Origin of the sequence: Oceanicaulis sp. MMSF_3324 (assembly GCF_030733545.1) — a bacterium.
Classification (GTDB): domain Bacteria; phylum Pseudomonadota; class Alphaproteobacteria; order Caulobacterales; family Maricaulaceae; genus Oceanicaulis.
This window is the reverse complement of record NZ_JASHIU010000003.1, coordinates 99,572-113,140: the sequence shown is the minus strand read 5'-3', so window position 1 is coordinate 113,140 and position 13,569 is coordinate 99,572. Positions and strand designations below refer to the sequence as shown.

The following is a 13,569-nucleotide window of genomic DNA, read 5'->3' as shown; positions in this document are numbered from 1 at the left end:
ACCGTCAGACTAGACGTAGCGTTCGAGCAGGCTTCGTGTGTCCAGCCGGGCGTTCAGTTTTGCGCCCAACAGGTACAGCCCCGCGACCTTGCGCTGAATGAACACCGCCATGGGGGCAGGGGTGCGGGCATATCCCATTTCGCGCAGCTTGAACCCGCCTTCCCGCAGGGGCGCGATGAGCGTGGAGGCGTCAAAGTCGAAGGTCCTCGCTTCAAACAGGGGCGCCAGCGCCATATCCGTCAGCTCAAGCACCAGCGCGCGTTGATCGGGCGGGGTCTCGTCTGACAGATAGCCCAATTCGATCAGGGCCTGTTCCCGCTCCGATCCATCCGCCGCGAGCCCGGCTCTGAGCAAACGCCGCCCGGCCTGGCGAACCGTGTCGGGAATGTCCTGGACGGCGCCGAAATCGAGAAGTCCGATCCGGCCCGTCTCGGGATGATAGCGATAATTGGCGAAATTGGGATCGCTCTGGATGGCGCCGAACTCGAAGACTTCACGCAAGACCAGTTCGGAGAGGTCCGCGATGACCCGGTTGCGTATATCCGGTGCAGCCTCAGCCACCGTTTCTATGGGATCTCCGGGCAGATATGACATCGCCAGCACATTGGGCGTGGTCAGTTCCTCGTCCAGTTGCGGGGTCACAAACGCATCCGCCCCCGCGAGCCAGTCGCCGAACCGGGTCATCATGCGCCCCTCACGGAGATAATCGGCCTCGTCGCGCAGCTGGCGCTTTACCTCTTCGAGCATGGGCTTGAGGTCGAGGCCGCGCGGGGCAAGCCCGGATAGCGCGATCAGGCTGGCGAGATTGTCCACATCACTGTCGATGCTGTCGCGAACACCGGGATACTGAACCTTGATCGCCAGCTCCCGGCCGTCTTGTGTTCGGGCGCGATGGACCTGGCCAATGGACGCGGCGGCCATGGGGCGCGCTTCGAAATGCGCGAACCGGCTCAGCCAGTCAGGCCCCCAATTGCGTGTCAGAACCCGCTTGAGCTGATGAGGCGGCATGGGCTGGGCGCTCTCGCGCAAACGCGCAAGCACGTCGGTCAATTCGCGCGGAAGAAGATCGCCCGCATCCATGGACAGCATCTGCCCCATCTTCATGGCGGCGCCACGCAAATGCGCCAGCTCATTCGCCATGCGACGCGCGTTTGATGGGGTCAGGACGAGGCGGGACGCATCAAGCTTTTCGCCTCGCGCCAGGGCCTGAAGCGAATTGCCCAGAGCTTCGCTCGCAGTCCCGGCCGCAAGCCGCCCGAACCGGCCCAGCCGGCTCAACCGGCCTTTGGGAATCGCGGCGCCTCGATTGTCGCGTCTGTCAGTCATGCTTCATCCTCTTTGGAGGAAAGAAGCTAGATCATCGCGCGCCCAAGTCCCGAAACGGCGACATCAGCCCGCCCGGGACGGGACCTGAGGCGATACCTGATGCGCGCCTAGAACCGCCAGCCCAGCTGCCCGGTCACGGTCGCGCTGGCCCGGGAGTCCGTCCAGCGTCCCGAAGCCTGCAGATCCAGCCGGAAGCGACCATCCGGGTCCTGGCTCGACAGCGACAGGGAAGCAACCGGGCCGTCTTCGCCGCCGTCCGGACCGAAGGTGTCAAAGCCGACAGAGCTGTTTGCGAAACTTGCGCGCACAATCGCTGCGGTGTCGCTGAGATTGACCGCATACCCCGCTTCCGCGCCGACGCGCCAGATCCGCCCGGACCCAGGCTCGCCCAGAGTTGTGGACGCATCGAATGCGAGCTCGGCCTGATCGGACTGATAGTCCTCAGGGGCCAGATCGAGATCAAATCCGTTCGGGCCCGCTTCGGTATAGCGATCCATGTCCGACCGGGCATGGGCGTAGGACACCGTCAGGCCCGACATGAGCGGGCCTTGAGACAAGGCCAGTCGCGCCGAAGCGCGTCCCAATGTCAGCCATTGTTCGGTATTGCCCGTCGCGACACCCAGCGGCGTTCGGCGATTGGTTTCGGACTCGGCCTTGCCTACGCCCACAAGCGCGAACATCGAAACGCGCCCTGACGTGAAGTCGGCGAATGCGCCCGCCGAGAGGGTTTCGTTCTCCCCACGACCGTAATCACCGGCCTCGACCTTGACGCGGGTTCGCGCCATCGCGCCATACGCGCCCAGATTGAGCTCGGGGGTGAAGGCGTGACGCAGGCCGAACGAGGTCAGGCTCGTGCTCTGGCGCACCTTGCCGGCATTGGCGTCGCCATCTAGCCAGGTCGCGCTGCGGGAGTACTGCACCCAGCCCCGATCGCTGCCCGAACAGGATGCGGTGTCATGGCCGCAGGCGGCGATGGTGCGGGCGATCAGGCCGGCGGTTTCCGCACCGTCGCGCAAGACGGCGGCGGCCGGTTCGGCGGCATAGCCCTGCAATGTCCCGGCGGCGGGCAGGCCGGCATCCAGCGACAGCAGGACATCATCCACCTCGCTGGGCCCTGCATCCCATTGCGCCTGAAGCCCTTGGGCGGCGCGCCGGCGATTGCCCGTGGAGGCGTTGAGCGCGTCTGCGAAGTCCGCAGCGCGCTCAAAGTTCAAGCTCAGAGCGGTCGCGCTTTGCTCGATCACGGGGGTGAACAGCACGCCGCCGGTATTGGCGAGGGTCAAACCGCCGCTCAGCCCGCCTTGCGCCGTGACGAGGTTGAAGGACTGGCGCGATTTGAGCGCGTCTGTCAGATCGCCCAGCAGATAGAGATCACCCTGCAATTGAGCCGCGCCATCCACGCGGACCCGGTCATGGCGCAGACCGTCAAAATCGATCGCCAGGCGCGCGGCCGCGCCGGCTGTGACATCTGTCGCTTGCTGGTTCGCGATCGTTGCCACCGCTAGGGCGCCGTCCTCGGGCAGTAAGGCGAAATCGCCTCCGACAAAGAGCGTGTCGATGACGCCGAAGCCGCCGGGATTGAGCAGACCGGAAATGGTGAAGTCGCCCCCCAGCTCCAGATCCTCGACCAGCACATTACCCAGTGTTGTCAGCGCGCCTTCAATGCGTCCGCCATTGCCTGTCAGCGTGCTGTCGACCAGCGTCAGATCGCCTGTGAGATCAAACCCGTTCAGATCGAGGCCGCCGCTCAGCACAGTGACATTGTCCACCGTCTGGTCGCGACCGAATGTCAGCGTTCCGCCTTCAGCGACAGTGAGCTGTTCAAAATCGGTCAACAGGAGGTCAAGCGTGCTGTCGCCTTCCAGAATGATCGTGTCATCGCCGTCGCCACCCTGTATCAGGCCTGCACTCAGATTGAAGGGAGCGGCGACGGACTGGATCGAGGCGACGCTTGAGGACGTCGGGACCGTGGGGGGGGTGACATTGGCCTCCAGAATGGCGCCGGTCGCATACACGGTGTCATCACCGCCGCCCAGATCCATGACCGTATCGCCATAAGCGAACAGATTTGCGCCTCTGCCGATGAAGACCTGATCGTCGCCATCCCCCAGCACTACGGCCGTTTGTCCGTGAATGACCGAGAAGGGGGCGATTGAAAGCCGGGTTCCGGACGTCCCGCCAATCCGCAGGCCGGCTGCGTCCGCCGAGGCGGCATAGCTGATGGCCACACCGGTGATGAAGGCCTGACTGACATCGCCGTCAATGCGGATGGCGTCGCCTTCCAGGCTATAGGCGGATGGGCGCGTTCTGTCGCTGCCGAACCCGAAGCGGAACTGCTCGATGTCACCGGTGACGTGCAGGGCGTGATCACGGGCCGCGAACATGGCGACGCGCCTGGAGAAATAGTCCGTGAAGTCCCGGTTTGGCGCCAGATAGGTCTCAATATCCTCATCGTCGAGAAAGCCTGAAAGATAATCTTGGAGCACGTCAGTGGGGGAGGCGCCCTGTCGACTGCCTCGTACAAGAAGCCGATCCACATTCCCCTCAATCGTCACGGCGCTGCCTTGCGGCGCCCATGCGCCCAGTATCGGAAATTGTGCAAGTGAAAGCCCGCTCAGATCGCCTCGCAGATGAATGGCGTCGCCGGTTTGGGAGAAGGCGCTGCCATTCAGGAAAAGCGTGTTCATCCGGTCTGCAGTTTCACCGGAATTCACCAGTTCGATATCCAGGGCCGCCGTGCGTCCGAAGAAGAGGCCTGCCAGGGAATGAGCAGAGCCCGCGCCCGGCAGGCCAACCGGTGTGGTTGGCTCTATATCAATGCCGGGAATGGCGGTGAGGTTGGTCACGCACAGCCCGCAATCGTCCCCGAAGACTTCCAGCGTTTCACCAAAGCTGTTCAGGAAGCGGATATTGGCGCCTCCATCGAGCACCAAGCCTGACAGTCCGCTGCCAAGATCGGTCTCATAGCGTCCATGCACGAACACATTGCGGGTGAGGGACGCGTCAGAGTTGGAAAAGTCAAAGGACGCGCCGCCATCCAGCTCCGCGTTGATCAGCACATGATCTCCGAGCTGGAAGTCATCGACACGCAAGGCCAGCCCGGTCCCGGTCGAGGCGTTCTCGAGCCGAAGGGCGCCAAAATCGATGGTGGGGGTGTTGCGGGGCTGCGTGAGGGTTCCGATGCTCAGTCCGGCGCCGGTCAGGATGAGATCGCCGGTGTTGAGGACGCCGCCATTGAGCTGATCAATGACTATCCCGTTGTCAGCCCGGACCTGAGCGCCGATCAGCAGATCGCCGTTGAGCGTGCCCACATCAATGGCCCGCACGCCGCCGGAGATCAGGCTGTTCGAGCGTAAGTCCAGATCGCCATTGAGGGTTTGCGAAACCAGTCCGTACGCGCCACCTTCAACACGACCGGCATTGGTGAACCCGCCCAGCGTGATGACATCCACTGCAGTTCCGCCGCTGGTGATATGGCCGGCATTGAACAGTCCGCCTTCAAGCGACACGCCAATCACGCCGTATGCGTCGCCGCTGATCGTGCCTGAGTTTATGACGCCCCCGATGACGCTGGTGACCTCAACGCCAGCGGCGTCCACATCACCTGTCGCGCTGATCGTGCCTGAATTGATCAGGTCGCCACCGATATAACTGGAGAACAGGCCGGTATAGGCGCCGCTGATCGTGCCGGAATTGTTCACATCACCGGTTATCCGGCCTTCCAGCACCACGGCTTCGTAGCCCGGCGCCGAGGTGGTTATCGTGCCGGTGTTCGTGAAGCCGCCCAGTTCGTTGGCGGCGCCCGCCGCGTTCTCCGCGGCGAGATAGACGCCATTGCCCACGCTGGACTGGATCAGCCCCTCATGGGTGAAAGAGCCATTTGCAGACGCGCTCTCGATCACGATCGCGGCGTCCGCGGCATCAGAGGGGGTGTGGCTGATCTGGGATGCAGCGGTCAGGATCAGGGCGCCGTCCAGGCCGCTGATCGTTACGCCCTGATATCGACCTGTGATCTCGTAACGATCATACGCGGATTCGATGATCCGGGTGTCCGGTGCGTCGTCGTAACAGATCAGGATCGTGTCGGCTTCGACGAGGCACTCGGCCCAGGCTGTCGCGGGAAGGAGGCTCGCCAGCAAGGCCGTAGCGACAGTCGCGCGTAAACGCGCCTTGCGGCTCGTCTTGATGGTCATAATGATGTCCCCCCAGCGTCATTAACTTATAACAGATGCGCCCAGCATGCCCCGGCCCGGCACGAGAGACGAGTAAAAGTTAATCCTGTTTATGGATTAAGTGGGGATCGCAGAGCGATCCGGGTCAGGCGCTGAACCGGATAAGCGGGGCGCCAGCCTCGACCTGTCCGATCTGCACGGCGGCGTCATGACCCTGACGGCGGAAGGCCTCCAGGACTTGGGGAGCGGAGTCCGGCGTGCAGGCCACCAATAGCCCGCCGCTTGTCTGAGGGTCGCACAACATGTCGCGATCTGCGTCGGACCAATCCTGTGGGCGTTCCACGTGAGGTTCAACGGCTGCCCAGTTGCGTCCGGAGGCGCCGGTCCGCACACCTTCGGCCAGGAGGCGGCGGGCGCCGTCGAAAACGGGCAGGGCGGTGCGGTCCAGCTGCGCCGAAACGCCCGATCCGCGGCACATCTCTGACAGATGCCCCAGCAAGCCGAAGCCGGTCACATCTGTGACCGCATGAACGCCGTCCAGATGGGCGAGGTCCGCGCCGGGCGTATTCAGCTTCGTGGTGGAGTCAATCATCGCCTCGTAATCTGACGAGTTCAGAAGACCGCGCTTCTGGGCGGCGCTGAACACGCCCACGCCCAGCGGTTTGCCGAGGATCAGGACGTCTCTGGGCTGAGCGCCGGCATTGGTCAGAATCCGGTCGGGATGGGCCAGTCCCAAAGCCACGAGGCCGTAGAACGGTTCGGCGGCGTCGATGGAGTGCCCGCCCGCCACCGGCGCATTCACGCTTTCAGCCACGCTCCGACCGCCATCGAGGATCTGGCGAATGGTTTCAGGCGGCAGCGTATTGATGGGCATGCCCAGAACCGCCAGGCAGAAGATCGGTTTGGCGCCCATGGCGTAGATGTCGGACAGGGCGTTGGTGGCGGCGATACGACCGAATTCGTGGGGATCATCCACCACCGGGGCGAAGAAATCCGTCGTCGCCACCAAAGCGGTCTCGTCATTGATCCGGTAGACGGCTGCGTCATCGCGGGTCGCTGCATCCACCATCAAGGCGGGGTTGAGCGGCAAGGGCGGGCTATCGGCCAGAATGCGATCGAGGAAAGCGGGGTCGAGCTTGCAGCCGCAGCCTCCGCCGCGCGCAAGGCTTGTCAGGGATGGCGCAGGGGCGGAAGAGGCGTCAGTCATCACAAGCATCCGTCTGTGTTCGATTCGAGCCGAGAACGGAACTATAAGGCGCGCATGATACGTTACGAGACCCTGACCGATGTCAGTGCAGCCCGGCTGCAACGCTATGACATGATCATCGATGTCCGCTCCCCGTCCGAGCATGGGGAGGATCATCTGCCCGGCGCGGTGAACATGCCCGTCCTGAACGACGCCGAACGCGCCGAGATCGGGACGACTTATGTGCAGGTTTCACCCTTCGAAGCGCGGCGCGCCGGTGCGGCGCTGGTGGCGCGCAATGCGGCGGTTCACTTGCAGACCGCTTTGGCGGACAAACCCAAGCGCTTCCGCCCGCTCGTGTATTGCTGGCGCGGGGGCATGCGTTCCAATTCCATGGCGACGATCCTGGCCGCGGTCGGATGGCCGGTGGCGGTACTTGAAGGCGGGTACCAGACCTGGCGACGCGCCGTGATCGCTGGCCTCGAGGCCGTTTGCCCCAAGCTCGATCTTGTCCTCATTGACGGCCAGACCGGAACGGCAAAGACAGCGCTGTTGCAGGTGCTGCGCGAGAAGGGCGAACAGGTCATTGATCTTGAAGGGCTCGCCCGGCATCGCGGCTCGGCCTTTGGCGGGTTTGCCGATGCAGACCAGCCCAGCCAGAAAGCCTTTGAAAGTGCGCTATGGAGCCAGGTCGAGCTTCTGGATGAGACGCGGCCGGTGTTCGTCGAAGCGGAATCCGCCCGTATCGGATCCATCCGATTGCCTGCCGCCTTGTGGAACCTTATGAAAAACACGCCCCGGCTTGAGATCGTGGCTCCGCTGGCAGAGCGGGCGCGGTTTCTGACGCAGAGCTATGCCGATATCGTCGACGATCCCGAGCGCGCCGAGCAGGCGCTCGACCTGATCAGCCCGTTTCAGCCTCGTGACCGGATCGCGCATTGGCGCGAGCTAGCCCATTCGGGCGCGTCCATTGAGCTGGCGACCGAGCTGATGCAGGCGCACTATGACCCGGCGTATGACCGCTCGCGGCGAAAGCGCATGAGGCAGAGCGTGACGACACTCAAGACGGAACGTCTCGACAGTGAGGCGCTTCACGCGCTCGCTGATCGCGTCATAGCGGTATCGTCCGGCGCCTAGTCGACTAGAAGTCGCTCGAAGAAGCTGAGCGTGCGCGCCCAGGCCAGTGCCGCCTGATCGGGATCAAATCGCGCCGTGGTGTCATTATGGAAACCGTGCTGGGCGCCTTCATAGAGATGGACCTCGTAGGGCGCGCCAGCCGCCTCCAATGCGTCTCTCCAAGCCGGCCAGCCGGCATTGACCCGATCATCGAGCTCGGCGAGATGGATTTGTAGGGGTACGCGGACACGCTCCGCAGCTTCGGGTTCGGGCCAGCCGCCGTAAAACGGGACGGAACCTGAGAGCCAATCGAGACGAACGGCCAGCGCATTGGCGACGGCGCCGCCATAGCAGAACCCGACAGCGGCGACGCGACCGGTCGTGGCGGGGTGATCGCGTAGGACATGGGCGGCCGCGATGAAGTCCTGAAGCATTTCGGCGCGGTCGCGCTGGCGCTGCAGGGTGCGGCCCTCGTCATCGGTTCCCGGATAGCCGCCCAGCGGGTGCAGCGCGTCCGGTGCGAAGGCCACATAGCCCGCCAGCGCTGCACGCCGGGCGACATCGCGGATGTGCGCGTTCAGGCCACGATTTTCATGAATGATCAAAACGCCGCCGCGCGGGACCGCGTCGCCGGCAGGACGTACGAGATAGCCGCTCATCTCGCCTGCACCTTGAGGGGAGTCGTACAGCAGATCCTCTTCCAGAAGGCGCGGATCGCCCGCTTCGGTCTGCTGGGCATTGGCGTAATCGGGCATCAATGCGCCCGCCAATCCGGCCACGGTCACGCCGCCGACGGCATAGGTCCTCAATCCGTCGAGGAAATCGCGTCGGGACATGTCGCCATGGGCGTACGCGTCGTAGAGCCTGAACGCGCCGGGTGCGATATCGGGCTTTGACCGTTTCATGTTTTGTCCCCTTGCTGAGCCGACGGTGTAATAGCGCGACGCGCACGCGCTGCAAGTCAATCCGGTTTCAGTCTGGAGAGGCGGCGCAACTGTGGGCTTTCTCGGGATTCACTTGCCCTCTCTGAGTGGGCCACTAATCTTCCCGGCAAAATAACGGGGAGACTTTCATGTCCATAAACTCACGACTGCTCCTGCAGTCCGCCATGGTTGCCCTGGCGGCCGGGCTTAGCGCCAATGCTGTCGCCGCCGCGCAAAATGCACCCATCGTTCAGCCCGGCGCGCCGGGCGAGGATGTGCGCGAGATCAGTGCGGAAGAAGCTGTCGAGATCGCGGCCAACCGGTTTTCGGTTGATGATGTGCGCTTCATGCAGGACATGATCATCCACCACTACCAGGCTGTGGAAATGGCTGATCTGGTGGCGGACCGGACCAGCACGGACGAGATTGTCGCTGTTGCAGGCCGCATCAACGCCAGCCAGGCCGATGAGATCGCCTTCATGCAGAACTGGCTGACCGAACGGGGCCAGGATGCGCCTGATCCGGCCAATGACGCGCACGCCATGCATCACGGGTCCGGGGACCATATGGGCCACGCCACCATGGAAGGCATGGCCACGCCCGAGCAGATGCAGGCGCTGGCGGCGGCGAATGGCGGCGAGTTCGACGCCCTGTTCCTGGAGCTGATGATTGCGCACCACGAAGGCGCCGTGGACATGGTGGACCACCTGCTGGACCAGCGTGGTTCGGCCTATGACCCTGTGCTGTACGATTTCATCAATGATGTGCGCGGTGAGCAGACCGCTGAGATCCGCCGGATGAATTCGGTTCTGTCCTCCCTGTCGGAAGATCCGCGCAATGGTCTGGAAGCGGGTTTCCGGGATGCGGGCCAGGCGATCTCCAATCTGGAGCTGATCGCCAGCCTGCCCAAGCCGACCGGTTTTTTCGACAGCGAGAACCCGGCGGGCCTGCCGCCGGAAATCGAGCCTGAGGATACCGATGAAGAGGTGGAGCGCCGCTTTGGACAGCGCGCGCCTTTCCTGAGCTTCTCGAACACGGACATGGCTTTCGCCGGCGATCTGCTCGCGGTGGGCAATTACCACGGCTTCAACCTGTATCGTCTGGGCGGTGATGAGCCCGAGCTGATGAGCTCGGTCGTCTGTCCGGGCGGGCAGGGCGATGTCTCGATCGTGGGCGATCTGCTGCTGGTCTCGGTGCAGGACACCCGCGCCCGGGTTGATTGCGGGCGTCAGGGCGTGAGCGAGGAGGTGAGTGATGAACGCTTCCGCGGCCTGCGCATCTTCGACATCAGCAATCCGCTGGCGCCGCGCCAGGTCGGCCAGGTGCAGACCTGCCGCGGGTCGCACACCCATTCGGTGGTCTCCAGCAATGAAGAGCGGGTCGTCGTCTACAATTCCGGCACCAGCTCCATTCGCGACGAAGAGGAACTGGCGGGCTGTGTCGCCGGCCTGCCGGGGGATGAGGATACGGCGCTGTTCAGCATCGACGTGATCGAGATCCCGGTCGACAACCCGGCCGCGTCGCGCATTGTCGATAGCCCGCGCGTCTTCGCCGATGATGAAACGGGCCGGATCGCCGGTCTGTGGACGGGCGGCGATCATGGCGAGGGCACCCAGCGGACCCGCCGGACCGACCAGTGCCACGACATCACGGTCTTCCCCTCGCTCGACCTGGCCGCAGGGGCATGCTCGGGTAATGGCATCATCCTGGACATCAGCGACCCGCTGGCGCCGCGCCGCATCGACGCCGTGGTCGATCAGGGCTTTGCCTATTGGCACTCCGCCACCTTCAGCAATGACGGCGACAAGGTGCTCTTCACCGACGAATGGGGCGGGGGCGGTCGTCCGCGCTGCCGCGCACAGGATCCGTCCGACTGGGGCGCCAATGCGATCTACTCCATCAATGACGGCCAGCTGGAGTTTGACGGGTACTACAAGATCCCGTCCGCCCAGTCCGAGGAAGAGAATTGCGTCGCCCATAACGGCTCGATCATTCCGGTGCCGGGCCGCGATGTCTTCGTGCAGGCCTGGTATCAGGGCGGCATGTCCATCCTGGACTTCACCGATCCGGGCAATGCCTATGAGATCGCGTATTTCGACCGCGGTCCCATCGATCCGGACGTGATGGTGCTGGGCGGTTACTGGTCCACCTATTGGTATGACGGCCGCATCTACGGCACCGAGATCGTGCGCGGGCTCGATGTGTTCGAGCTGGAGCCGAGCGAGTATCTGAGCGAGAACGAAATCGCGGCGGCTCGCCTGGCGGACCAGGGCCAGACCTTCAACCCGCAGCAGCAATATCCCGTGAGCTGGCCGGACCATCCCGTGGTCGGGCTCGCCTATATGGATCAGCTGATGCGTGACGAGGCGCTGCCGGCCGAACAGGCTGAAGCGCTCTATGCCGCGCTCGGTCAGGCGGCGGACGCCGTTGAGGCTGGCGAAGACAACGCTCAGCTGTCGCGCGAACTGCGCCAGCTGCGTCGCGGCCTGTCTGATGTATCCGTGCAGGGCGAAGCCTCTGTGCGTCGCCTGTCACGCCTGCAGGATGTGATCGACGAAGTCGCCAGCTCGTTGCGCTAGGCGTATCTGAACGCCAACGGAAGAAGCCGGGCCGGTCACGGTCCGGCTTTTTTCATGACTGTGTTAAGGCCGAGTAGATCGCACAGATATTCATGACGCTCCGCAGTGAGCGCCCAGACTTTTGAAACTCTGTAGATGGATTGGTGTCGGTTTCGACAGGTCAGAAGGTCTGGCGGAGACGATGGGATTCGAACCCACGATACCCTTTTGAGGTATACTCCCTTAGCAGAGGATCGGTCTCGATTGGCACAGTGCAGTTTGCACGTTTTTGCCCCGAAGCAATTAAGCCAATGTATAGGAAGGGATTTTTGTCAACCTACCCCGATGGGTGTCTCCGACTCTGTGTCACAGAACAGGGCCGAAGACATCGCAAGTGGAACCAACCTCACTCGCCAAAGTACGCTTGGTTCCGCTCGTATCGCCCCCTCTGAATTCTCAGTGGGAACTTGAAATGGCGGAGACGATGGGATTCGAACCCACGAAGCGGTTTTGCCGCTTACTCCCTTAGCAGGGGAGCGCCTTCGACCACTCGGCCACGTCTCCACTCACGGGTTTAGCCGCGCTTGCCCCCGCCGATCAAGTCGCTCGCGCGTCTGAGCTGCAGTTTATGCTGCAAACAGACGGGAATAAGCGCCGATGGCTTTGCGTTCGGCGCAGGGCTCGCCTATCTCAGCCCCATGAACGAAACCGTGCTCAATGCTCTCGCTTCGGTGGCCGATCCGGCCAGTGGTGCGCCCCTGAACCGTTCCGGCCGGATTGAGGGCGCGGATTTGCGCGATGGCGTGGCGACGCTCGTGCTCAAACCCGGCGCCGCCGGGGAAGACGCCAGCGCCTTGCGCGAGGCGATCCAGACCGCGCTGACAGCCCATCCCGAGATTGACCGCGCCCGCGTCATCATCGAAGCGGCATTGAGCGCCAAGACGACCAAGCCCGAACCCGATGATGCTTCAAAAACCGCCAAGGCGCCCGCCAAGGCGATCATCGCCGTCGCCTCGGGGAAGGGCGGGGTGGGCAAGTCCACAACCGCCGCCAATCTGGCTGCGGCCTGCGTGAAAATGGGGCTGTCGGTCGGGCTGATGGATGCGGACGTCTACGGCCCCTCGGCGCCTCGGATTTTCGGTCTCAGCGAGGTGTCCGGTCTGCAGAAATCCGAACACGGCATCGAACCGGTCGAAGCGCATGGCGTGAAAGTGGTCTCGATGGGCTTTCTGATTGGCGAGCGCGATCCGGTGGTCTGGCGCGGCCCGATGGTGACCGGCGCGATCCGCCAGTTTCTCAACGAGGTGAATTGGGGCGATCTGGACGTTTTGATCATCGACATGCCGCCGGGCACGGGCGACGCCCAGCTGGCCATCGCCCAGGGCGCACCGATTTCGGGCGTGGTCGTGGTGTCTACACCGCAAACGCTGGCGCTTGATGATGCGCGCAAGGCGGTCTCGCTGTTTGATCGCACCGCCATTCCGATTCTGGGCATTGTCGAGAATATGAGCTTCTTCCTGTGCCCGTCCTGTGGCGAGGGCACGGAAATCTTCGGTCGCGGCGGCGCCCGCTCTGAAGCTGAGCTTCTGGGAGTGCCCTTCCTGGGCGAGATCCCGCTGCATCCCGAACTGCGCCAAGCCAGCGATGAAGGCCGTCTGGTCGGGTCGGGCGACGGGCCGGTCGCCAAAGCCTTCCAGCGCGCCGCCGCGGGCATGCTGCACGCCCTTGAAGGCGCTCACCGACCCGCGCCGGAGATCGTCTTCGAAGACTGATCACGCATCAGTGACGGCAGGTCGCACTTGAGCTCTGCCTCCAAACTTGTCAAAATTGATAATTGAAGTGGGCGGGGCGCCTCCGCCCGGCGCTGCAAAGAGAGAGCGAAGATGGAAGAATGGTCCCCTGAACAGGTTGATGCGGCTCTGAAGGCTGGCGAGATCATCCTTGTCGATGTGCGCGAGCCCGGAGAGTACGAGAACGAACGCATCCCCGGCGCACTGCTTTTGCCCTTGTCGACCTTTGATCCGGCTGCGCTTCCGACCGGGCAGGGGCGCAAGGTCGTTCTGCATTGCGCCGCCGGCGGCCGATCGGGCAAGGCCCTGCAAGCGTGTGCGGCGGCCGGCTCGGATGTGGTCACGCACATGGCCGGCGGCATGGGCGCCTGGAAAGCGGCGGGTCTGGGCTATTACCGGATCGAACCGTCGACCGGTCAGATGGTGCTGCAGGGCTGAGCCTTGCAAACGCATGGAAAAGGGCGCGCAGTGATCTGAGCGCCCTTTTTTGTTGGAACA

At 63.5% G+C, this 13,569-nt stretch carries 8 protein-coding genes and 1 tRNA gene; 4 read left to right on the top strand and 5 right to left on the bottom strand.

Annotated elements, in window-relative coordinates:
- Positions 1-9 precede the first annotated feature (9 nt).
- The 3 genes from RBA95_RS04965 to selD form a co-directional block, all read right to left on the bottom strand.
- Positions 10-1,326, bottom strand: coding sequence for an AarF/ABC1/UbiB kinase family protein (locus RBA95_RS04965; protein ID WP_306015707.1), 1,317 nt, complete (start codon positions 1,324-1,326; stop codon positions 10-12).
- Between the two features lie 107 nt (positions 1,327-1,433).
- The gene (locus RBA95_RS04960) at positions 1,434-5,519 is read right to left on the bottom strand and encodes an autotransporter outer membrane beta-barrel domain-containing protein (RefSeq protein WP_306015706.1); all 4,086 of its coding nucleotides are present in this window, start codon (positions 5,517-5,519) and stop codon (positions 1,434-1,436) included.
- Positions 5,520-5,643: 124 nt separating this feature from the next.
- Complete coding sequence (gene selD / locus RBA95_RS04955) at positions 5,644-6,705, bottom strand: selenide, water dikinase SelD (RefSeq protein WP_306015705.1); 1,062 nt, start codon at positions 6,703-6,705, stop codon at positions 5,644-5,646.
- Positions 6,706-6,759: 54 nt separating this feature from the next.
- Here selD and mnmH point away from each other — a divergent pair, with 54 nt between their 5' ends.
- On the top strand, positions 6,760-7,821 hold the full coding sequence (mnmH, locus tag RBA95_RS04950; protein ID WP_306015704.1) for a tRNA 2-selenouridine(34) synthase MnmH: 1,062 nt from the start codon (positions 6,760-6,762) through the stop codon (positions 7,819-7,821).
- Here the strand turns inward: mnmH and RBA95_RS04945 are convergent.
- Positions 7,818-8,705: a dienelactone hydrolase family protein gene (locus RBA95_RS04945; RefSeq protein WP_306015703.1), complete on the bottom strand. Its 888-nt coding sequence runs from the start codon at positions 8,703-8,705 to the stop codon at positions 7,818-7,820. The genes mnmH and RBA95_RS04945 overlap by 4 nt on opposite strands.
- A 167-nt stretch (positions 8,706-8,872) precedes the next feature.
- On the opposite strand from RBA95_RS04945, the gene RBA95_RS04940 reads away from it, so the two are divergent.
- On the top strand, positions 8,873-11,302 hold the full coding sequence (locus RBA95_RS04940) for a DUF305 domain-containing protein (protein ID WP_306015702.1): 2,430 nt from the start codon (positions 8,873-8,875) through the stop codon (positions 11,300-11,302).
- 452 nt (positions 11,303-11,754) lie between these two features.
- On the opposite strand, the gene RBA95_RS04935 is transcribed toward RBA95_RS04940, so the two are convergent.
- Positions 11,755-11,845, bottom strand: a tRNA-Ser gene (locus RBA95_RS04935).
- 20 nt (positions 11,846-11,865) lie between these two features.
- Between RBA95_RS04935 and RBA95_RS04930 the strand changes: the two genes are divergently transcribed.
- On the top strand, positions 11,866-13,053 hold the full coding sequence (locus RBA95_RS04930; RefSeq protein WP_306015701.1) for an Mrp/NBP35 family ATP-binding protein: 1,188 nt from the start codon (positions 11,866-11,868) through the stop codon (positions 13,051-13,053).
- A 111-nt stretch (positions 13,054-13,164) separates the two neighbouring features.
- Positions 13,165-13,509 carry a rhodanese-like domain-containing protein gene (locus tag RBA95_RS04925; RefSeq protein ID WP_306015700.1) on the top strand — a complete coding sequence of 115 codons (345 nt, stop codon included), beginning with the start codon at positions 13,165-13,167 and terminating at the stop codon, positions 13,507-13,509.
- The last annotated feature ends 60 nt before the right edge of the window (positions 13,510-13,569 follow it).

Excerpts from the sequence above, each read along its gene's own strand:
- RBA95_RS04965 (WP_306015707.1), bottom strand. The coding sequence starts at position 1,326 with ATGACTGACAGACGCGACAATCGAGGCGCCGCGATTCCCAAAGGCCGG.
- RBA95_RS04960 (WP_306015706.1), bottom strand. The coding sequence starts at position 5,519 with ATGACCATCAAGACGAGCCGCAAGGCGCGTTTACGCGCGACTGTCGCT.
- selD (WP_306015705.1), bottom strand. The coding sequence starts at position 6,705 with ATGACTGACGCCTCTTCCGCCCCTGCGCCATCCCTGACAAGCCTTGCG.
- mnmH (WP_306015704.1), top strand. The coding sequence starts at position 6,760 with ATGATACGTTACGAGACCCTGACCGATGTCAGTGCAGCCCGGCTGCAA.
- RBA95_RS04945 (WP_306015703.1), bottom strand. The coding sequence starts at position 8,705 with ATGAAACGGTCAAAGCCCGATATCGCACCCGGCGCGTTCAGGCTCTAC.
- RBA95_RS04940 (WP_306015702.1), top strand. The coding sequence starts at position 8,873 with ATGTCCATAAACTCACGACTGCTCCTGCAGTCCGCCATGGTTGCCCTG.
- RBA95_RS04925 (WP_306015700.1), top strand. The coding sequence starts at position 13,165 with ATGGAAGAATGGTCCCCTGAACAGGTTGATGCGGCTCTGAAGGCTGGC.